23 protein-coding genes are annotated in these 21,006 nt (G+C 42.0%); 4 read left to right on the forward strand and 19 right to left on the reverse strand.

Translation table 11 applies throughout. The features are described from left to right. Positions 1–89 precede the first annotated feature (89 nt). Both AAA938_RS03585 and AAA938_RS03590 read right to left on the reverse strand, forming a co-directional pair. Entirely contained in the window at positions 90–464 is a 375-nt protein-coding gene (locus tag AAA938_RS03585) for a nuclear transport factor 2 family protein (protein WP_338227271.1), read from the reverse strand. Positions 465–571: 107 nt separating this feature from the next. Next, positions 572–1,102, reverse strand: a complete 531-nt coding sequence (locus AAA938_RS03590) for a hypothetical protein (RefSeq protein ID WP_338227272.1) — start codon at positions 1,100–1,102, stop codon at positions 572–574. 221 nt (positions 1,103–1,323) lie between these two features. Here AAA938_RS03590 and AAA938_RS03595 point away from each other — a divergent pair, with 221 nt between their 5' ends. Beyond that, entirely contained in the window at positions 1,324–1,704 is a 381-nt protein-coding gene (locus tag AAA938_RS03595) for an STAS/SEC14 domain-containing protein (protein WP_338227273.1), read from the forward strand. 39 nt (positions 1,705–1,743) lie between these two features. On the opposite strand, the gene AAA938_RS03600 is transcribed toward AAA938_RS03595, so the two are convergent. From AAA938_RS03600 to AAA938_RS03675, 16 genes are all read right to left on the reverse strand, one after another. Beyond that, positions 1,744–2,208, reverse strand: a complete 465-nt coding sequence (locus AAA938_RS03600) for a YdeI/OmpD-associated family protein (RefSeq protein ID WP_338227274.1) — start codon at positions 2,206–2,208, stop codon at positions 1,744–1,746. A 199-nt stretch (positions 2,209–2,407) separates the two neighbouring features. After that, the gene (locus tag AAA938_RS03605) at positions 2,408–2,779 is read right to left on the reverse strand and encodes a DoxX family protein (protein ID WP_338227275.1); all 372 of its coding nucleotides are present in this window, start codon (positions 2,777–2,779) and stop codon (positions 2,408–2,410) included. A 4-nt stretch (positions 2,780–2,783) separates the two neighbouring features. Further along, positions 2,784–3,131 carry a YciI family protein gene (locus tag AAA938_RS03610; protein WP_338227276.1) on the reverse strand — a complete coding sequence of 116 codons (348 nt, stop codon included), beginning with the start codon at positions 3,129–3,131 and terminating at the stop codon, positions 2,784–2,786. A gap of 71 nt (positions 3,132–3,202) precedes the next feature. Then, on the reverse strand, positions 3,203–3,772 hold the full coding sequence (locus AAA938_RS03615) for a Crp/Fnr family transcriptional regulator (RefSeq protein ID WP_338227277.1): 570 nt from the start codon (positions 3,770–3,772) through the stop codon (positions 3,203–3,205). Between the two features lie 130 nt (positions 3,773–3,902). Continuing rightward, positions 3,903–4,472: a glycosyl-4,4'-diaponeurosporenoate acyltransferase CrtO family protein gene (locus tag AAA938_RS03620; RefSeq protein ID WP_338227278.1), complete on the reverse strand. Its 570-nt coding sequence runs from the start codon at positions 4,470–4,472 to the stop codon at positions 3,903–3,905. Between the two features lie 10 nt (positions 4,473–4,482). Beyond that, positions 4,483–5,361, reverse strand: coding sequence for an alpha/beta hydrolase (locus AAA938_RS03625; RefSeq protein ID WP_338227279.1), 879 nt, complete (start codon positions 5,359–5,361; stop codon positions 4,483–4,485). 470 nt (positions 5,362–5,831) lie between these two features. Then, positions 5,832–7,034, reverse strand: coding sequence for an alpha/beta hydrolase-fold protein (locus AAA938_RS03630; RefSeq protein ID WP_338227280.1), 1,203 nt, complete (start codon positions 7,032–7,034; stop codon positions 5,832–5,834). 171 nt (positions 7,035–7,205) lie between these two features. Then, on the reverse strand, positions 7,206–8,639 hold the full coding sequence (locus tag AAA938_RS03635; RefSeq protein ID WP_338227281.1) for an L-lactate permease: 1,434 nt from the start codon (positions 8,637–8,639) through the stop codon (positions 7,206–7,208). Positions 8,640–8,907: 268 nt separating this feature from the next. Beyond that, entirely contained in the window at positions 8,908–9,315 is a 408-nt protein-coding gene (locus AAA938_RS03640; protein ID WP_338227282.1) for a putative toxin-antitoxin system toxin component, PIN family, read from the reverse strand. Beyond that, a complete protein-coding gene (locus AAA938_RS03645; RefSeq protein WP_338227283.1) occupies positions 9,312–9,551 on the reverse strand; it encodes a hypothetical protein in 240 nt (79 codons plus the stop codon). Before AAA938_RS03645 ends, AAA938_RS03640 begins: the two co-directional genes overlap by 4 nt. Before the next feature lie 334 nt (positions 9,552–9,885). Beyond that, positions 9,886–10,293, reverse strand: a complete 408-nt coding sequence (locus tag AAA938_RS03650; RefSeq protein ID WP_338227284.1) for a putative toxin-antitoxin system toxin component, PIN family — start codon at positions 10,291–10,293, stop codon at positions 9,886–9,888. Positions 10,294–10,738: 445 nt separating this feature from the next. After that, positions 10,739–11,614 carry an NAD-dependent epimerase/dehydratase family protein gene (locus tag AAA938_RS03655; protein WP_338227285.1) on the reverse strand — a complete coding sequence of 292 codons (876 nt, stop codon included), beginning with the start codon at positions 11,612–11,614 and terminating at the stop codon, positions 10,739–10,741. A 166-nt stretch (positions 11,615–11,780) separates the two neighbouring features. Continuing rightward, positions 11,781–12,173, reverse strand: coding sequence for a DUF1398 domain-containing protein (locus AAA938_RS03660; protein ID WP_338227286.1), 393 nt, complete (start codon positions 12,171–12,173; stop codon positions 11,781–11,783). A 362-nt stretch (positions 12,174–12,535) separates the two neighbouring features. Next, positions 12,536–13,021: a hypothetical protein gene (locus AAA938_RS03665; protein ID WP_338227287.1), complete on the reverse strand. Its 486-nt coding sequence runs from the start codon at positions 13,019–13,021 to the stop codon at positions 12,536–12,538. Between the two features lie 242 nt (positions 13,022–13,263). Further along, the gene (locus AAA938_RS03670; RefSeq protein ID WP_338227288.1) at positions 13,264–14,583 is read right to left on the reverse strand and encodes a hypothetical protein; all 1,320 of its coding nucleotides are present in this window, start codon (positions 14,581–14,583) and stop codon (positions 13,264–13,266) included. 35 nt (positions 14,584–14,618) lie between these two features. Further along, complete coding sequence (locus AAA938_RS03675; RefSeq protein WP_338227289.1) at positions 14,619–16,631, reverse strand: alpha amylase C-terminal domain-containing protein; 2,013 nt, start codon at positions 16,629–16,631, stop codon at positions 14,619–14,621. Between the two features lie 116 nt (positions 16,632–16,747). Here AAA938_RS03675 and AAA938_RS03680 point away from each other — a divergent pair, with 116 nt between their 5' ends. Then, a complete protein-coding gene (locus AAA938_RS03680; protein ID WP_338227290.1) occupies positions 16,748–16,975 on the forward strand; it encodes an addiction module protein in 228 nt (75 codons plus the stop codon). Next, positions 16,972–17,265, forward strand: a complete 294-nt coding sequence (locus tag AAA938_RS03685; protein WP_338227291.1) for a type II toxin-antitoxin system RelE/ParE family toxin — start codon at positions 16,972–16,974, stop codon at positions 17,263–17,265. The genes AAA938_RS03680 and AAA938_RS03685 overlap by 4 nt, the downstream gene beginning before the upstream one ends. Before the next feature lie 19 nt (positions 17,266–17,284). On the opposite strand, the gene mtaB is transcribed toward AAA938_RS03685, so the two are convergent. After that, positions 17,285–18,604: a tRNA (N(6)-L-threonylcarbamoyladenosine(37)-C(2))-methylthiotransferase MtaB gene (mtaB, locus tag AAA938_RS03690; RefSeq protein ID WP_338227292.1), complete on the reverse strand. Its 1,320-nt coding sequence runs from the start codon at positions 18,602–18,604 to the stop codon at positions 17,285–17,287. Between the two features lie 233 nt (positions 18,605–18,837). Between mtaB and AAA938_RS03695 the strand changes: the two genes are divergently transcribed. Further along, the gene (locus AAA938_RS03695; protein WP_338219097.1) at positions 18,838–21,000 is read left to right on the forward strand and encodes a glutamine synthetase III family protein; all 2,163 of its coding nucleotides are present in this window, start codon (positions 18,838–18,840) and stop codon (positions 20,998–21,000) included. Positions 21,001–21,006: the final 6 nt, after the last annotated feature.

Raw genomic sequence — 21,006 nt, forward strand, 5'->3', positions numbered from 1 at the left:
ACCAATTTCCCTATCTATTGGACTAAAGCCCGGGAGGTACAAAGTGGCTTTGTCAAGCGTGGAATTAGAATTTTAAAAAGTGGATTTCTCTATTTCGGAATCACGTAGCTGGTGATTGTCTGAACTTTTTTTGCGCTAGCACTGGTAAAAACATAAAAATCTGCAAAACCAAACCTTTCTCCGTTTTCCATGACCATTTCTCCATGGACTGCGGCCTCCTTTCCGTGGGTAAGAATCTGGTGAATATGCAGTTCAGCGGCTGCATTTCCCATCATTTCCCCGAGGGTCGAAAGGAAATTTTCCTTGCCCTCGACAGGCGTATCTCCCACCAATGTCCAGGTGATATTCTCAGCCAAATAGGGCCGGATTCGCTCCAAATCATAGGAGGAAAAGGCAATGGTCAGGTCTTGGACGAGCTTTCCCTTGGGGGAATTGCCGTCTTGCATCAGGAGGAAAAGTTTCATAGGAATTGGGGGTTTTGAATCAAAAGCTACTGATTTTTAGATAAAAGTGAAAAGGGACTTACTGTCAAGGATAGGTATCTTGTTTCCTGATTTGGAAGAAAAATTCACTATAGGCAGTCTGATTCTATGACAGAAATCCCACTGCTGACCCAACAATCCTCATAGATCGAACAGTAGCAGACTTCTATCCGGATTTTTCCTTCGCGCAGTAATTGAAGGAAGTAACCAATAGTCTTCGGGCTGCTGGTCTGAAACAGCTGAATATTTTCACCTACCATAATCACCTGTCCCGGAAATAGGGAGGAGTAATTGAATTCGGATTGGAGAGAATCCGGCACATAGTCCATTAGATTTTGAATTCCCTCTACCTCCTTTTCATTGATTTGTACCTTTACTCCTTTCACCAAAGCAGGGCCGACCCCTTTATTGATTAGGTTCAAAGCCAAATAATCACTGCTCCAGGTGGGGCCAAAGGTCACATGAGGCCACACCGACATCATCTGTTGGGTTTTCATCAGACTGGACTGGTAGAGATAAACAAAAAGAGTTAGAAAGCTGATCAATACAGCCAAAAAGGCCATAAGCAGTTCCGGTTTCACTTTTTTTAAAAATTCAGTTTTGGAAGGTTTTTCGTCCATGGCTTCTGGTTTGGGGACTTGAGTAAACCGATCAATTGCTGGCAGAAAAAGGCCAGAAAACTGAAAATCGAAAAATTTTGGGAAATAGTCCACTGGATTTCAAAAAATCTGTTTCCTGGAATAAGGAAGAATATTATTTTGGAAAGAGCTGTGTTTTCTGTTTTAGCAGTGTAATTAAGTTGGGTTTTTAAACTCTTCAGCTTTAAGGAAGTTTTCTCCTCATGAAACCCTGCGCCATCATCGACGAATCTGATTTTCCACTGGTTTATATTCGATTTACAGGAAACTCGAGTACCGACGAAAACTTCCCCTCCTATTTGGAAAAGACCAAGGCCTGCTATCGGCATCAGCAGCCCTTATCTATCATTTTTGATGCGACAGAGGCAACTCTGCCCTCCCTTTCTCATCAAAAAATGCAGGCTCAATGGCTCAAAGAAAATGAGGAGTTGATGAAGGAATTTTGTCGGGGAACTGCCTATGTGATTCCTCAGGCGGCTATCCGTGCTGTTTTGAAAATGATCTTTTCCTTTCAAAAGCAGCCTGTGCCCTATCAAATCTTTAAGACAGCAGAAGAGGCAAAATCTTGGGTGAGTAGTTTGTAATTGAGAATAAAAAGAGGATCCTTAAAAGGACTTACTTTTTTACCTCAAAGGGTTTGCTGAAAACAAGGCCCGAATCTTCTCAATCTGCTGGTCGATGTTTTTGATTTTGGCAATGCTATAGATCAGGCTTCGTTTTTTGCCATCTGTCAGAGAATCAAATTTTGACTTCGCAACTTCATCCTGGGCTAAAAGTGCTTCTAAAACTTCCGGAATTTCAACGCCCAAAGGATCGGGGTCAGGATATACCTCAAAATGTATATTCTCGCCTAATTCTTTCCCCAACTCCTCCAAATGCCGGGTGGCCAGGATGATAAAGAAGTTTCCATCTCCCAAGTGATTTAACCCGCAGCGGAAAGTGATCTTTTTCTCCAAAACACAGATCAGTCGGGTGGCTTTTTTCTTTTCCCACTGATTGACAGTCTCGGCATCCAAAGTCAGATAAAAATATCCTCCTTTTCTTTTTTCGAGCTGTCGGATGGGTTGGGAAGCGAAATAGATTTGCATGGGCAAGAGTCAAATTTAACTCAAGGATAAAACACCGAAGTTGACAGAAGGTTATTCGGTTTGATAAAGAAAGAGGTGGAGAGTTGGGAGGATACTCGATGTATTAAGAAAGCTGAAGAAGTACGTTTTTTCTGCCTAGTGGGCAAAAAAAGCAAGCGAAGGGATTACCTCCGCCAGCCATTTAATTTTTTTAGACTTTTCATCCCACTATTCGATGATCTTTGGTCACATACTTTGCATAAACCAATAATGCCCCGATTACCATGATATTTCTGAAGATATTGAGCATATCATTTTCAGATTCTACAGCTCTTGGAATATGAACCAAGAGAATCATCAAAAAGACATACAGGGTCATCAGAAGGGTGCTCAGCTTATCGTATTTTCTCAAAAGCGCACTCACAATAAAAGCCAGAATACATACGCCGCAGAAGTAATTCCAAAACAAAGGGCCGGGTAGCCAAGTGGGTACAAAGCTGGCTCCGATTTCTGGCTGTCCAAAATGAAGCCCCACGTACATAAGGAAGGATAGGGGAAAGAGCCATCTTCCGAGATTGAGTAGCTTTTCCATCCCTTCAAAGTTCAAAGGGTGATACTTCCCGGATTTCTGTAAACCCAGTCGGACTCATCAAGATCGGGCAGGACTTGGCCCATTCACTTACTTCTTGGATGGAATCGGCCTTGCAGATCAGATAGCCGGTGACCATCTTTTTTTCCAAAATGCAGGGGGTATTTTCTTCGCCTTGGTTACTGACCAGCATTCCCTGGTATTGGATGGGTTTGGTGGAGATTAGCCTGCCTTTCAGGGCGATTTGACCAATCCAGGCTTGCCAGGCTTCCATCCCTTTTTTCATTTGTTCGGGATCAATTTGGTAACGGCCATCTCCGGTTTCGTTCCAAAAGAGTAATAAGAATTCTTTCATGATTTTGAGATTTGATTCGGTATCAAAGCTCAGAAAGAGCGATTCTTTTTCTCTTGACAATTGTCAAGGTTTTACAATTTGGATTTGAGGCGAGTCATGGTTTCCGGGCTGATACCTAGATAGGAGGCAATTAATTTGCTGGAGATCCGGGATTTGAGTTTGGGTTTGTTTTCCTGAAACCACTTGATCCGCTCAAGCGCATCCATTGAAGTGAGCGTATTGACCCGATAAACAGTGTTGTTGTAAGAAACTTCCAGGATCTGTTGGTAGATCGCCGCAAACTGGGGCACTGCTGTGGCGAGTTGTTGAAAGGAAGCATAACTGATTCTCAGCAGTTGGCAAGGCTCTACACACTTGATGAATTCGGTGGAAGGGATTTGGTTTTGAAAACCAAATATGTCTGTCACCCATTGGTCTTCCACATAAAGCTCCCGGGTAGATTCATTGCCATTTTTGTCAATCACATACACTTGCAGGCAGCCTTCTACCAGAAAATAAACATATCGGCAAACCTCACCTGCTTGGAGAAGGTGCTCTCCTCGCTTGGTGGAAATCGGCTCGAAATGTGGGATGACCAGATGGAGATTTTCCGGCTCTTTGCCTATCCGACCAATAATATGCTGCCTGAGTTTTTCAACCATTATATAAAAAGTAAAAGTCCTGCTTCGTTTTAAGATACAAAAATCACATTTTTTTTTTCTGAACGGGTACTTTAAAAACTATGCTTGGTCAAATGCTGATTCTACACTCAGAGAGAGTGTTTGGTTTTATTCATTTCAGTAACCTCTGCACGATAATTCGGTGTTTTCGCTGAAGAACGATAGGGTAAAAATTGAATAGAAGGTTGATAGCACATGTCCATAGCGACAAGGATATATGGCCTTTGACCCATAAGAATATGGCGATCAAGCCTAATAAGACAAAGGCTGCCAAATGACCGAATTCGGATTGTTTGGTATTGTAATCAAACAGTTTTAAGCCTGTTTTGGTACCATTGAAATACTTTTTGTTGTCGGCCCCGCGATAAAAGGTTTTCAATAAGAAAATCCTGAAAAAAGAGACTCCTAGCAGGTCGTACACGCGATTGAGCCTGTTGGTATTTTTGATTTTATAATAAGAGCTGGGTAAAAGTTTGCTTGTGGGGTAAGCAAAACCCAAGAAAGCTACCATTCCTGTTGTCACTAGATTAAATGCAAGGGCCGCAGCAAAATTGGCAACTCCAGACAATTCTTCAGGATTGAGTTTCTGAAAAAGTACGAGAAGCTTATAGACATTGTGAAGAAATACGAGGGAGAGGAGGGTCAGCCCGATTTTTTTTAAAATTTGCTTCGTTACCGACATCTGAGCGGGATTAATCTAGTTGGGTTTTACTGTAAATAATTTCCAAGGCATCGTAAATGCTTTTGGGCAAAACCGAGTGATGACCTTCATTTTCGTATTCGAGGTAGGTAAGGTTAAGTTTGGGATTGCCTTTCGGATTGAGGTATTCAATAAAAGTAGGCATTGGATCTTTCATCATTTTTATTTCTTCCGTACCCATCGCTACAAACATATTTGCCAATGATTTACTGATGAAGGATTCCCGATCTGCCAATAATTCGGATTGATTCCACCAGATAGATGGAGCGATCAAAATATACTTTGAAAACAGTTCGGGGTGCTGCAAGTAGGCGTATGCGCCAAATAATCCGCCTAAAGAATGTCCTAAGATTCCTCTGGAAGAGCGATCAACTTTATACTCCCTTTCAATGGTTGGAAAGACTTTCTCCTTCAAAAATTGAATAAATTCTTCTGCTCCTCCTGTGGTTGATTTATCTAGTGGAACTGCCCCGTTATTAAAAACTATGTTCAAATTAAATTTAGAGGGGGTAAAGTCCATGTTCCTCTGTCTGTTCCAATCCACTTCATTTCCTACTGATGAAATCCCAACCAGAATCACATCAAGCATAGTGTTGCTCAGGGATTTGTTCGAGAGGCTTTTTACCCGATAGCATCCCGGGACTAAGTCTCTCAGCCACCAAGCATCTAAATAATACATTACAGGATATTCCTTTTCTGCCTGGTAATCAGGTGGTAAAGTGATGATCAATTCATAGGATTTTCCAGCAGAGTTCTTGATTTCTTTAGTGACAGTTTGTGGTAGATTACTTTCAAATGAGTGGTTTTGAGCAAATATTTCTGATTGAAATAAAGCAAGAGGCAGAAGGAAAAAGAAAATCGATCGGTTCATGAAGTCTATTTTGGTTTGAAAAATGCTGCTTTTAGGCAGGTAAAAGTCTGCAGTCAGTCCGAATATATGGAAAAATGATCTAAAAGGGTTGAAATGGGCAGTGATCTCGGAATAGGAAAGATCTAACCTAATGCTGAACTCAAAGACTTCCTAACCGACCCAAGCAGGTTTGGGATTTTTTAGAGACAATTTGATTTGGGTTTTTGCCAGGGATAAGAAAAGAGGCTGACTCAAAAGTGAATTTTGGCACATTGAGCTAAGTCGAAATAGCCTCAAGAAGCTGGAAATGGCCTTCGACTCCTGTCACCCTGAGCACTTGAGAGACGGGAGTCTCGAAATCGAAGGGTCATTCTGACAGCGAAACGATTTATGACACAGCCTCCGGGCCAGATTGAAGGGTAGGAAAATTACGCTTAGTCCCTATTCCAATTCAAACATGGGGATTAACCCCAAAGCCTAGAGGTAAGGATTCAATTATCTTCCTCTTTCAGGTATTCGTAGATTTCTTCCTTTTCAGACTCGGTCAGTCGCGTGCTGCTTTTGGTTTTTTCCAAAAGTTCGGCCTTGTATCGGGTTAGTTTTTCTTGGTCGCCGATCTCTTGGGCATAGCCGATCAGTTCGATATGGAAATCCAGATAGTCCGGATAGTATTCCAAACCCATTTCAAAGAAGTCCATGGCTGATTTATAATCCTGCTCTCCGGCAAATTGGGAGGCTAGGGAGAAGATATGCGTGACGCTGGGATTCATGTCCAAACCCACTTCAGCACTTGCCTTTTTCAAATCAGCCTTGAAGTCTTCAAGGGGCATTTTTGAATTTTCAGCTTTTCCCTCTTCGTGAAACCACCGGTCCAAAATGGAATTGTAGGGAGAAAAGGCATCGATCAAAATGGGAGGCACGGACACCCAATAATTGGTCATATGATTGGCATTTGGGGTTTCCTGAAGGTCAATTTTGACATGCTCAGGCCAGGTTCGGGTTTTCAGCAAGCTGTCCATGCTTTTCATCTCTATCCAATAGGTGGATTCCTCAAGGGTGGTTCCGGCAGTGAAGTAATAGTGAAAGGGATGAGGAAATGAATTTTTATCAGTTAGTAAGTCAAAAAAGAGGGTTTGGGTCAGCGGTTTATCGTCAAAAAAACCACTCAAAGAGACTGCATTATGGACTTGATTGGGTCTTTGGAAGGTCAGGTAGTTGACCAGAAATCCCGTACGGGAATGACCGATCAGGGTGAGGTAGTCATTTGCCTTGTATTGGGCTTTGACCATGGGGAGGAGCTCTTCAAAAAGAAATAACTCCATCCGCTGAATGCCTGACAGGGTATTGTCAGGTTTGGTTTGGCTGGAGGTAAAGTAGCGTCTGTTTTGGAAGTTGAAAGGAACGCCTAAAATGATGGATTCCGGCATCTGAGTCTCACTGGTCAAAAGATCTATGGAGCTGATCAGCAGAGGATAGGTTCTTTCGTGTTGACTGTCAAAAATCAGGGTGATGGGATAGTCTGTGGATGCGGCGGAAAAAGCCTGCGTTTCCGGGAGGTGAAGATTGATGGTGATGGTTTCCTGCAGATGCTTGGATTCAATCGTGATCTGCTCATTGGAATACAAGCTGTAATTCTGTGCATGTAGGGAACTGAAACCAAAAATCAGAACCCAAGTCAAAATCGAGTGTTTCATAACGTCGAAAAGGTTAGAGGTCGGTAGGCCAAGATATTAAATAATCGTAAAACCGATGGAAGAGTAACTCTCATGCTCAGGGATTGTTGGCGATCTCGAAAGATTATATCTATACTCAAAACGGTGTATTTGAAGTCATTGCATTGGAATTGATCGAAAAGTAGGCGAGGATCAAGCCCAAGCCAATAAGGCAAAGGATGTCCCGATCACTATCGTCAGGTAAAGCGCGATCAAGATTAGATTCAGCTTCATTATCTTGGAATAGCTGACCTCCGGGGCATTGATGACCGACTTGACCATCAGGATATTTTGCAAGGAAATGCAGTTGCCGATCGCACTCCCAGTATTTAACAGGGCAGAGAGCAAAAACACATGGGCAGCAGCAAAAGCGGCCGATTGAATCGTGTTTCCGAAAATCAGATTGCTCATCGTGGCACTTCCGCTCAGGAAACTACCCAAAACTCCCAAGACCGGACTGACAACCAATTTGGCACTTTCGCTCAAACCCGAAAGTTGCGTTTGGGTAAGCAAGGCAATATCGATTCGGACCACTTGTGCATAGCAGACCAAAAGAAAGATGGTTAGGACAGTTTTGGATACGATTTGGCCGGTGTGCTCTAGGTGATGCCCAAAAGACAAAGAGCCCTTCCTTTGGGTTTTGATATACAAGTGGTACACCAGCGCCGTCAAAATGAAAACTGCCCCAGGCTGATACAAGGATACAGTTCGGGTGTCTGAAGTGATGGACCAGGAGATCTCAGAAAAGAAAAACTTGGAAGCCAAAAGCAGGACGATGAAAATGAGATAAGGATAAAAAGTGTCAAGCCAAGATCGCAATGGAGGATTTTCTTCCTTGGAAACAAAAAAGAAGGTGTAAAGCAGCATCCCGATAATGCCCGAAATCACGGATGCATATTCTATCGTCAGCGATCCGGTAGCAAGGTAAAGCAGGGCATAGATCATCCCTGCACCCAAGAGCATCTTCCAGTTTTTTGCCCAGTTTATTTGGGTTTGTTCGGTTTTTTCAAAGAGAAATGCGAGGAAAAAAGGGAGCAGAATGGCCGGAATAAAGTTGAGCAATACCGTAAATCGGACCGCTGCGTCGGGTTCAAAAATTCCCAGGCCGATTTTTAAAGGCGTTCCTAAAGCCCCAAAAGTGACTGCTGTGGTATTTGCTGCCAAGGGTATGATAATGCAGGTCTGCGGCCGAAAGCCCAAAGTCAACAACATGGGGGTGATCAGCATGGCGGGAATTCCAAACCCGGCAACTCCCTCCATAAAGCTGCCCAAAAAGTAGCTGAACAGAATGATCACCGTCAACCTGGAAGAAAACCCCGAAGTGATTTTATTGAGTGTGCGAAAGTGATCGTTGGATTGTAAGAGGTGGAAAAGAAGATAGGCGCCAAAAAGCAGCAGGGCCAGCTCGATACTGATGACAGTGCCATTGATGGCGGGATTGGCAAAATAGCCAAAGTCCACGCCGGAGGATAATTTTAACCCGATCAGAAACAACAAGGCCAAAGTGGCTCCTAGCCAAAGCTTTCTAAAGAAAAAGGCCCCAACCAACAGGAAACCGAAAGAGCCAAGCGTCGCTATCCAATCCATAAAATGAATTTTAGAAAAAAGATAAACCCTAAATCGAGCTTGTCGAAGTTGGGATCAAGCCTTCAAAATAGAAATTCAAGGCTAGCTTTGAAAATCAAGGCAAGGGTATAAAGTTATTAAGGAGCAATTTTCTTGGCCGGGAATAGCTTATTGCCATATCAAGACCTAAAATCCGCCAATGCCTTTGATGAACTTTAAAGATGGAAGGAAGGGACTAGGCTTAGATGGGAGGGGAGCTTACGGCACAAGCTTACTTTGTAACCAGAATCTATCCGTGTAAGATTGACTCAAACTGTGAAATGGATTTTATCTGAACTTTTGGAAAATCTATTTCCTTAAGCTCTTCAAAATGTTTGTCCTCTGTGAGGATGAAGTCAGCATTTGCAGCTATTGCACAGTCTACAAACTTATTGTCGTCTGGATCAGCCGAGATTAAATTAAATCTGAATGAAGGAATGGTTTGGACCAAATTTTCTAAGTTTTCCAGTAATCCCAAGATATTTTCGGAAACGGTTGTGCCCATGTGTTTTTGGATAATTTCGGAGTATTCGGACAAAATCTCCTTGGAAACTATTAAATCAAACTTTTTTGTAATAATCCCCTGAAAAATCCAGTGGTAGGGAGATCGGCTCGATATACTCACCAATAGAACATTTGTGTCAATGACAATCCTCATTGCCCATAGGGAGTCCTCTCGGAGTCATTTAAAATTGACTTTAATTTTTCCTCATCCCAATTTTCACTTTCCCATACTTTATCAGCGGCTGAGATGGCCTTTTTTGAGAAATAGTCCAATAAAAGGGCTTTAATTTCTTTAAGTTCCGATTCAGAGAGATTGTGTGAAAACACCTTCAGCAGCTCAAGTTGAAGGTTAGTTAATGGGGTTTTGAGAGCGTTTTCCATAGTATTCATTCCGAAGGGTGTTCTAATTTAATGAAAATGTGAAAACGGTTTTCGAAAATTATGCCAAGCCTTAGTTCATAAGGCGAAATGGGTGGTGGGATTGGTTCCGATTTCTATCGTGGATCCTTCCCATTGGCCACTTTTATTTCAAAGGTAAATGAAGCAGGCTAAGGATAGGAGAGTATAGAGTTAAGAAGGAGCAATTTTCTTGGCCAGGTGTCGCTTATTGCCATATCAAGACCTAAAATCCTCCAAGACCTTTGCTGAACTTAAAGATGGAAGGAAGGAGCTACGCTTAGAAGGGAGGGGAGCTTACGGCACAAGCTTACTTTGTAACCAGAATCTATCCGTGTAAGATTGACTCAAACTGTGAAATGGATTTTATCTGAACTTTTGGAAAATCTATTTCCTTAAGCTCTTCAAAATGTTTGTCCTCTGTGAGGATGAAGTCAGCATTTGCAGCTATTGCACAGTCTACAAACTTATTGTCGTCTGGATCAGCCGAGATTAAATTAAATCTGAATGAAGGAATGGTTTGAACCAAATTTTCTAAGTTTTCCAGTAATCCCAAGATATTTTCTGAAACGGTTGTGCCCATGTGTTTTTGGATTATTTCGGAGTATTCGGACAAAATCTCCGTGGAAACTATTAAATCAAACTTTTTTGTAATAATCCCCTGAAAAATCCAGTGGTAGGGAGATCGGCTCGATATACTCACCAATAGAACATTTGTGTCAATGACAATCCTCATTGCCCATAGGGAGTCCTCTCGGAGTCATTTAAAATTGACTTTAATTTTTCCTCATCCCAATTTTCACTTTCCCATACTTTATCAGCGGCTGAGATGGCCTTTTTTGAGAAATAGTCCAATAAAAGGGCTTTAATTTCTTTAAGTTCCGATTCAGAGAGATTGTGTGAAAATACCTTTAGCAGCTCAAGTTGAAGGTTAGTCAATGGGGTTTTGAGGACATTTTCCATAGTTATCGACTTGTTAGAACTCCAATTTAATTAAAAACCATAATTTTCTGATTTTTGGAAATGGGTAAGTTTGTAGTTTCATCGCATGGTGAATTCGAAAAGATAGTAGCGCGAAGTTACTCCCGTACAATTGTCGGGACTTTACCAAGCACCTAGTTGAACTTCAAAGCTTCATAATGGAGTCTAAGCCCATTGTGGGATTTTCCTTTTTATTGGTTTTACCCAGGAGGAAGTATTTCAAAGTCACCCTGATCAAATTGTTTGATGACCTCGAGTGAACCTTTTGTGGGTTTCCATTTTAGGATTCGTTGGGCATAGGACGAATCATATACTCGATCAATCGATTTGGGAAACTCCCAGCCTCTTTTATCAAACTCCTTCGCAAGAAGGGGCTGACGCAGCCGAATCACAAGTTCCGGGTTTTCATAGAGCATTTGACTGTCGGACTTTTCAAACGGGGTCATGCCCGAAATAACGTAAATATCAAAGAAGTTCTCCTTTTTCCGCTGCGCTGCCAATAGGTGTGCTTCTGCCACATCCCGGTAATCAACTCCCCGATGAAGTCTGTAGACTGCCATCGTATGGACAGGTTCGGGAAAGCACCGGGACATCCGAATCACGCTTACTGCCAGGTCTTTGCTAGCATAATCCTTGACAATTTGCTCGGCGGCTAGTTTGGTCTGATGGTAGATGGTTTTTGGTTCTGGTGGTGTTTGTTCGTCTATCCATACCGCCTGTTCTTTACCATAGGTGGCGTATCCGTACAATGCGGTAGTGCTGGTAAACACTAGCTGTGAAACACCCGATTCCAATGCTGCTCTAGCTATTTTTTCGGTGGCATAGACATTAATTTCATAGAAATCCCTTTCAGAGGCTATCCCTACGTGAGGTGCGTGCAGGGCTGCGGTATGAAAGACCGTGTCCACTCCTTCAAAACTCCTTAAAAGCTGGTCATAGTCTCTGACATCCACGATCTTCGAAGTGGCAGACGAGGGCGAGATGTCCAGGCCTTCAACACGGAAATTTTGGCAAAGTTTCCAATGCAAAGCACGTCCAATTCTCCCGCTGCTACCGGTTATTGCAATTTTATCCATGGGTTTTGAAAGGTCTGTTTAGATAAGAGATGGGATTTTCTAAAGTGACCGGTTTAGGGCTTCGATGAGATTTATTTCAATTTTAAATCTCCTGATCCGAAAATGGAATGTTCGGGTAAAAAAAAGAGGCTTTTTCGGAATGGCTTCCGTCTGAGATGGGTAGCTTTTATAAGGTAGGGATCATTTCCACCAGTATTTCATTTCCAGATTGATCGAAATAGGTGCAGGTCATTTGGTCCAGGTCAACTATCCATTTTTCAATGCCGGTTTCAGCACAATGGTTACAAAACGTGAAGTAGTCCGTTTCCCCTTTTTGGTGGATTTTTAAATAGTGAATGAACTGGTCTTTGTTGCTCGTATCAGCTAGGGACAAATCTTCATATTTCGGTTGGGATTTGATTACAAAGCCATTCGTTCCGAAATACTTGGTGTGACTGTCTTTAACCCAAGTTTCAAATGCCAGAACTCCAATTTCCTTGATTTCCTGAATGTATTTCGGGAAATCTGCCCCGGATTTCACTTTGCTATGGGCCGATTCGATTTGCTCTAGTGTAAACATGTTCCCTTGAATTGATTTTATTATTACCAGTTTTATTCTTTCTCAATATAATGATCTTTGCAGCTAACTGAAGAGCTGATTGAAATTACAAATTCCACCCAGACCTTTGTTGAACTTCAAAGATGGGAAGAGGAAACTACGCCGAGGAGGGGGACCACCCAGCCCTTTGCTGAACTTCAAAGAAGGAAAGAGGAAACTACGCTTAGATAGGAATAGCTTATTGCCATAACAAGACCTAAAATCCGCCAAGGCATTTGCTGAACTTTAAAGATGGAAGGAAGGAACTAGGCTTAGATGGGAGAATACTACGCTTAGCCCTAAATTAAACTTCAGGGGTGCAGAGACTAAGCCGAGCAGGGAAACTAGGAAATTGTTCCTATCCAAACCCCTGCAATTAAAGTCAAAACACTAAATGCCCATTTCTTAGTTTCATCGTCATATTTTTTTGATAATATTACAAATAAAGCAGCAATACAGAAGATTCCAGAAAAAATAACTTTTATCCAAAATTTTTGTGTGATGAAATGTTGATCAATGTTAGGAGTTATGTGATTAGAAGTTATTTTTTCTTTATACATAGCAAATTCCTGCTCAATATTGCTAAACATATAATTAGTGTCAATGATAATTATAGTATCCCTTATTTGTTTATTCGCAAAGTCTAAATATTTTATTTCTTCTTCAATTTTATTTTCTATTTCATTTAGAATATGACTAACTGTGTCTTCCCTAACCAAATAACTTGATTCAATGTAATTATTTTTCCCTAAGGGTAGTGTTAGGTTTAAAATTATAAATGTGAATATAACAAGGGTTATTATTATGCTTAGTATTTTTATATTTTTCATTGTTTTGTTGTTAACTTTAATAGATTGAATATTAATTTTTATGTATTATTTAAAAAGTAAGCTAATTGATTTATATTATTTATTTAGATTTTTTTGTTCTTTCAATGTTTTAATGACTTAATCAAATCAAGGGGTTATTGAGCTTAGTGCCTCCGCTTGGAAGGGAATTGTAAATTTCACCCAACACCTATTTGAACCTAATGGATAAGTGATAGAAACTTAGCCTAGAGGGGAATGGAATTTCAAATTCCCCCAGTCCAGTTATCCTTTGCAGTGCTTGGGTTCATCCCTATTTTCGATAGTAATTCTTCTTTAGAGTGTGTCTGTAGATATACTATAAAATTTACATCTACAACAGACAATTCACTGTTGGAGTAGTCGAGAATTAAAGGTTGAAGTTTATGTTTGAATTGAACATTTTGAACTCTTTCAAGTGCTTGATTAACATTGTTTTGTTGTAAAGTTGATGCTCTAGGATGCTCAGATTTTATTCTGTGAAAAATTGTATTTTGTGAAATCCCATTTCTTAATTCATCAGAACTTGCATTTACAACAGTCCACATTATCCACTTATACATTTCTAGTTCTGTACTAGAAAGTCCTTCTGAAAATTTTGATAAGAATATACTGTATCTACCTGCCTGATCATCTGCGATTTCTTTTGCTAGTTCCCTAACTTGTTCTACCGTTCCAATTGTTTTTGATTGATCTTGAGTTTGCCAAATTTCATATTGTTCACAAAGCCTGTAACATAATTCTTGCAAGAGGCCAACATTATCCTGAGAAATTTTAATTATTTCATTTTCGACATCTTCTGAAAAATCTATATTTAGTAAAGGTTTTCCATTATTTATAACCATTTGAAGATATTCGTCAGGCCATTTATCTACATTTATGTTTGTCAATCTTCCATTTAAATCTCCGTTATATAATAGAAGTCTATTTGTTTCAAGCCAAACTCCGATAATAATAAAAACAAATTTTGATGTTTCGTGGATTACTTTCAAGTCAAATGCAAACTGTTTCTGTACATCTTCGTCTAGATAATGAAAATCTTCGATTACAATAAATTTATTGAATCCACTTTCCTCTAGAACTCTTACAAGATCATTAGGGTCATCAGGGTCTATTTCAAGTTTCTTATAAAATATTGATGTTTCCCTTTCTTTTGTGCCTTCATATTCAGTTTCTCCTTTAGCTTTTGTGAGTAATGGAATTCCCCCTTCTGCTGAAATGTTGACAGTAATTTTATTAGTGCCTGAAGTTGTAATTGATTTTGAAACTTCGTACTGATAATTAGCATTTTTAAGAATCAACTCATATAATTTTGATCTAGATGTGTCTCTTGTGCATTGTACTAGTACATATTCTTCCTCAGTTAAATGATTTTTTCTTAAACATGTTTTACCTTGCTTGGACCCTCCATGAAGCACAATGTGCTTATCTCTTGTAATGTCATTTACAAATCTGTCATCGACCTTAGGTCTTGTTTGATAAGTTAAAGGAACTTCTCTTGAATTACCGTATACATCAGTTAATTTATTGATTTTTTCTGCTTTCATGAGTATTTGAGTAAATATTGTTTATTCGTTAATTTTTATTTCTTCCTCTCCATCACCATCACCACCCGATTTGGAATATACAGATGCACTTGCTGATCCTTGTCGGTAGGGTAGGTAATGGATGTGTCCAGTCGCGCGAAGCCTCCGAATTCTTTTTCATCCGAGTCGAGCAGAATCCGATAGGTTCCTTTCTTGGGAACCCGAATCGGAAATCCGAAATAAGACTCTGTAGGATGGAAGGAAAACACAAAAATCAAATCGCCCCGCTCGTAGGCCAGGATCTTTTTGTCCGGTTCGAGGAAGAGTTGGGTAGCCAGTCCGGCTTTTAGGAGTTGGTGGTCTTTGACCAGTTGTATCATCGCCTTGTCCCAAGCATCGAGTTGCCGATAGCGTAGGTGAGGGGTGTCTACCAGAGACCATTGGCGACGGGCATATTGATAGCTCCAGTCATTACCCAGTCTGGGGAAGTCGACCCACTCCGGATGCCCAAATTCATTTCCGATAAAGTTGAGGTAGCCTTCTCCTCCCAGAGAGATGGTAATCATCCGGATCAGCTTGTGCAGGGCGATGCCCCGGTCCACCACCAGATTCTGCTCCAGTACAGACATGGAGAAATACATCTCTTTGTCCATCAGCCAGAAGGCCAGACTTTTGTCTCCGACCAGCGCCTGATCGTGGCTTTCGGCATAGGCGATGGACTTTTCCCGGAGGGGTCTGTTGGTCAGTTCGTGCCAAAGCTCAAAAAGATCCCACTGCTCGTCCAGCTTGTGCTTGAGGGTTTTGATCCAGAAATCAGGAATCCCCATGGCCAGACGAAAATCAAAGCCAATACCTCCATCGGCCACTTTTCTGGAAAGTCCCGGCATCCCGCTGACTTCCTCCGCGATGGAGATGGCATGGGGTTTAAGCCCATGAATCAGCGTATTGGCGAGCTGGAAATAAAGCAAAGCGTCTTCGTCCACGCCGGCATCGAAGTATTTCTCTGCCGAGTCAAAGGAAGTATGTCCATGATGATGATACAGCATAGAAGTGGCTCCATCAAACCGGAATCCGTCAAAGTGAAACTCCTCGATCCAGTATCGGATATTCGAAAGGAGGAACTGCTGTACTTCCCACTTGCCATAGTCGAAAAGCTTGGAGTCCCAGCCCTCGTGGTAGCCTCTTTCCCCGGGATGGAAATATTGCGCATCCGAGCCGTCAAATTCATTCAGGCCTTCATTCACATTCTTGACCGCGTGGGAGTGGACGATGTCCATGATCACAGCGATTCCCATTTCGTGGGCGGTATTGATCAGGGATTTTAGTTCTTCTGGCGTGCCAAAACGGGAGGAAGCCGCAAAGAAGTTGGACACATGGTAGCCGAAGGAGCCATAATAAGGATGCTCCATCACGGCCATCATTTGGATGGCATTGTAGCCTCCGGCTTTGATCCGGGGAAGAATGTTTTCTTCAAATTCTTTGTAAGTGCCAACCCCCAATTTCTCCTGAGCCATTCCCACATGGCATTCGTAGATCAGAGGCATGGCTGCAATGGACTTTAGATTAAAATCCTGATCAGTCCAGGTGAATTTTTCTTCGGGAAACCAAAGTTGCCCGGCAAAGTCGTGGGTCGTTTCATCCTGCACTACGCGGGTGATGTAGGCCGGAATGCGGTCCAAGTCGGAATCATTGGCTCCGATGACTCGAACTTTGATTTTGCTGCCATGAGTAAAGGTGTGCTGGTATTGATCAAAAGGCAGGAAAATCTCCCAATCGCCTCGATGGTTTCGGCGCATAGGATGAGAATTCCGATCCCACCAGTTGAAGTCCCCCATAAGAAATAGGGCCTTGGCGGCAGGGGCCCATTCCCGATAAATCCAGCCTTTTCTCAGCTTGTCGTAGTGGATACCATAATACTCATGCATCCGGGCGAATTCCAAGATGCTTCCTGAGAAATCGTTTATGGCTTGAATTGCGGACTGAAACCGTTGGTAGCGCTGCTCAATGATGGAAGCATAGGGCTCCAGCCAGGATTCGTCGGTAAGGATTTGCAGTGGTTGTTGGCTCACAAAAAGTAGGTTTTGAACTGGATGAAATTAGGGAATTTTGTCAGGATTGGAGGCTGTGATTTAAAAAGTTGATATCAAAAGATTGATTTTCTCGTAACTTGATAAAAAAAACAGTCATGCGTACATCTGAAATTAAACAAGAATTACATTCCTTGATTGAGAATTCGGATTCCGAATTGCTTGAGGTGATATATTCTATTTTAAGAAAAAATGATAATAAACTAATCCTCAGTGAAGCTCAGGTTGCTGAACTTGAAAGAAGGTATGAGGCTCATTTAAAAAATCCATCCGAAGGATCTGGTTGGGAAGAAGTAAAAACTCGAATTTCTAGAAAATCTAAATGAGCTTTAGGCTGATTATCAAACCTCAAGCAGAGCAAGATATTCAAGATATTTTTGATTGGTATGAGCGAAAAGCAGTTGGGTTAGGAGAATATTTTTTAGAGGATTTAGAATCTAAATTTAAGAAAATAGTAGATCGTCCAGAAGTGTATCAGATTCACTATACTGATTTCCGCTTTGCTTTTTTAGAACGATTCCCCGTCTCAATACATTTCAAAGCTGAGGTAGATACTATTTATGTTTTTGGGGTTTTCCCGACTGCTGAAAATCCAAAAAAGTGGAGAGGGAACTAGTTTATAAAGGCTGCAATAATCAATGCCGCTCATACACCATCTCCGGCTCCAATACTTCCACATTACCCGCCTCGTTGATTTGATCGAGTTGGACTACTTTCAACTCGTTAATCAGCATGGGGTCATATTTGGCAGCTACGCGGATGTAATTTTCGGTGAATCCGTGCATTTTTCCATTTTCCACATCCTCTTCGAAAAGTACGGTGAAAGTTTTGCCCAAATTTTCCTCGTAGAATTTTCTTCTTTTTTTCTCAGAAAGAATTCGGAGCATTTTGGACCGCTCGTTTCTCTTTTTCATAGGTACCACTCCATCCATTTCTGCGGCCCGGGTATTGGCGCGCTCGGAATAGGTGAATACATGCAGGTAGGAGATGTTTAGCTCGTTGAGGAAATTATAGGTCTCTAAAAATAACTCGTCCGTCTCTCCGGGGAATCCTACGATCACGTCCACCCCGATGCAGGCCTGCGGCATGAGGGTTTTGATTTTGGAAACTCGGTCTTCGTAAAGCTCCCGAAGGTAGCGACGTCCCATCTTTCTTAATATGGTGTTGGAACCTGACTGGAGGGGGATATGAAAGTGAGGCACGAATCGCTTGGATGTTGCCGTAAACTCAATGATTTCATTGGTCAACAGATTGGGTTCGATGGAGGAGATACGGAATCGATCAATTCCTTCCACTTCGTCCAAGGCATAGACCAAATCAGCAAAACGCTCATTTCTCTTTCCATCCACAATACCGAAGTCACCGATATTCACTCCGGTAAGCACGATTTCCTTCACATCGGTTGCAGCGATTTCCCGGGCAGAAGCCAAAACTGATTCGATGGTATTGCTTCGGCTTTTTCCTCTTGCCAAAGGAATCGTACAAAATGCACAGCCATAATTGCATCCATCCTGAACCTTCAGGAAAGTTCGGGTGCGGTCATTGATAGAATAGGCATTATTAAAGGTGCGGGCTTCGGTGATTTCGCTGGCAAGGACTTTTGCCTCTTGCTCTTTGGCGAAGTCGCCCAAAAGCTCATGCAAGCGAAATTTCTCTGCAGCACCCAAAACTGCATCAACCCCTTCGATTTCGGAGATTTCGGTGGGTTTGAGCTGGGCGTAGCAGCCAATGATCGCCACATAGGAATCAGGAGATATTTTTTTAGCCTCCTTCACGATCTTTTTACACTTCTTGTCGGCATTTTCGGTGACCGAGCAGGTGTTGATGATGAAAATGTCGGGATTTTCCTGAAAATCGACTTTCAGGAAGCCTTTTTCCTCAAATTGTCTGGAAATTGTAGACGTTTCTGAGAAATTCAGCTTGCAACCGAGCGTATAGAAGGCAACTTTTTTCAATTTTCTCCTTTGGATAATGAATGCGCAAAGGTAAGTAATCCTCAGCTTTTTACAATTTTCCTAATTCTCCGTCCAAAACACACTTTTTTCAGGGGTTTGGTCTTATTTTGAGCTGTATTTTTTGAAAAAAGTGGAAATTTTTTGAAAAAGTAGCTCAAAAAATAGCCGATCTCATTTTCGAGTACATATTTTTCTATTTTTGTGGGTGTATTCTTAAACCACAATTTGTAGATATGGCAACACTAAGACAATCAGCCTTGGCCATGGTTCAGGCCAGACAGCGGGTAGCAGTAACCCCGCCCTCCTCCAAAATTTCAGACTACTTCGGCACCAATGTATTTGGAATCGCTCAGATGAAGCAGTCTTTGGCTCCATCCGTTTTCAAAAAGGTGATGGAAGCAATCGACAAAGGATCCAAAATCGATCCGGCTACCGCTGAGGAAATCGCATCTGCTGTCAAAGTGTGGGCTATGTCCAAGGGAGTGACTCATTACACTCACTGGTTTCAGCCTTTGACCGGCGCAACTGCCGAGAAGCATGACTCTTTCTATGATGCACATGCCGGTCTGGAAAAATTCAAAGGTTCTGCATTGGTTCAGCAGGAGCCTGATGCGTCTTCCTTCCCTAACGGAGGTATCCGCTCTACTTTCGAAGCTCGTGGATATACTGCCTGGGATCCTTCTTCTCCGATTTTCATTTTTGAAAAGACACTTTGTATTCCTACCATCTTTGTTTCTTACACAGGTGAGGCATTGGATTACAAAACGCCTTTGTTGAAGTCTATGGAGGCAGTAAACGATGCCGCTGTAGCCATCTGCCAGCTTTTTGACAGAAACGTAAGAAAAGTGACTCCGTCTTTGGGTGTGGAGCAGGAATATTTTGTAGTTGACAAAGCACTTTTTGCCGCAAGACCTGACTTGGTGATGGCTGGCAGAACAGTCTATGGACATACTCCAGCAAGAGGTCAGCAATTGGAGGACCACTACTTTGGTTCTATCCCAACTCGAGTGAAAGACTTCATGATGGATTTTGAAATCGAAGCACACAAGTTGGGCATTCCGGTTTCTACCCGTCACAATGAGGTGGCTCCGGGTCAATTTGAGGTAGCTCCGGTATTTGAAGAAATCAATAAAGCTACTGACCACAATCAGTTGCTGATGGATATCATGGACAAAGTGGCTGAGAAGCATGGTTTCAAGGTGCTTTTCCACGAGAAGCCTTTTGCCAATGTAAACGGAAGCGGTAAGCACAACAACTGGTCTTTGATTACAGACACAGGTGTAAACCTTTTCCAGCCTAGCAACTCTGCAAGAGAAAATCTACAGTTCTTGGCGTTTTTGGTAGCGACTGTAAAAGCAGTCTATGATCATGCAGACCTTCTGAGAGCAAGTATTGCTTCTGCCTCCAATGATTTCCGTTTGGGAGCCAATGAAGCGCCTCCTGCGATCATGTCCGTATTCTTGGGTGCTACCCTGACTGAATTGTTGGATGAATTGGAGAAAAACGGAAACGTGAAGATCGAGAAGGGTGATAACATGTACATGAAGTTGGGTATCTCCAAGATCCCAGAAATCATTCTGGACAATACCGATAGAAACAGAACTTCTCCATTTGCTTTCACTGGAAACAAGTTTGAATTCCGTGCTGTAGGTTCTTCTGCCAACGTAGGCGGACCGATGACTACCTTGAATGTGATTGTAGCTGATGTGCTCAAGCAGCTCTACAAGGACATTGAAAAGGAGATGAATGCCGGCAAGGAGAAGAAAATCGCCATTGTCAATGTGCTGAGAAAGTACATTAAGGAGTCCAAGAAAATCAGATTTGAAGGTGACGGATACTCTGACGAGTGGGCACAAGAGGCTGAGAAGAGAGGCTTGTCCAATCTGAAGTCTACTCCTGAAGCATTGGATGTGTACACCAAGAAGGCAACCAAGGAGCTATTTGAGCGCCATAATGTCCTAAATGGAGTGGAAATCCACGCTCGTCATGAGATCGAATTGGAAGCTTTCATCAAGAAAGTGCAGATCGAAAGCCGAGTGATGGGTGATTTGGCCCTAAATCATATCATTCCTACTGCAATTCTTTATCAAAATAAGCTGATTGAAAACGCGAACGGTCTGAAAGGTTTGGGATTGGATAATGCAGCTGCTGTAGAGACTATCAAAGAAGTCTCCAAGCATATTGCCAACCTCAAGACTGCTGTCACCGAGATGGTAGAAGCGAGAAAGCAGTTGAATAAGGAAGATGATATCATCAAGCGAGCTAAGGGATATCAAAAGCAAGTTAAGGAAGCCTATTTTGATAAGATCAGATATGCGGTAGACAAGCTTGAGCTTTTGGTAGACGATGAGAGCTGGCCTTTGGTGAAGTATCGCGAGATGCTTTTCATTCGATAAGTATAG

The organism is Algoriphagus taiwanensis, assembly GCF_036245645.1.
Lineage (GTDB): Bacteria > Bacteroidota > Bacteroidia > Cytophagales > Cyclobacteriaceae > Algoriphagus > Algoriphagus taiwanensis.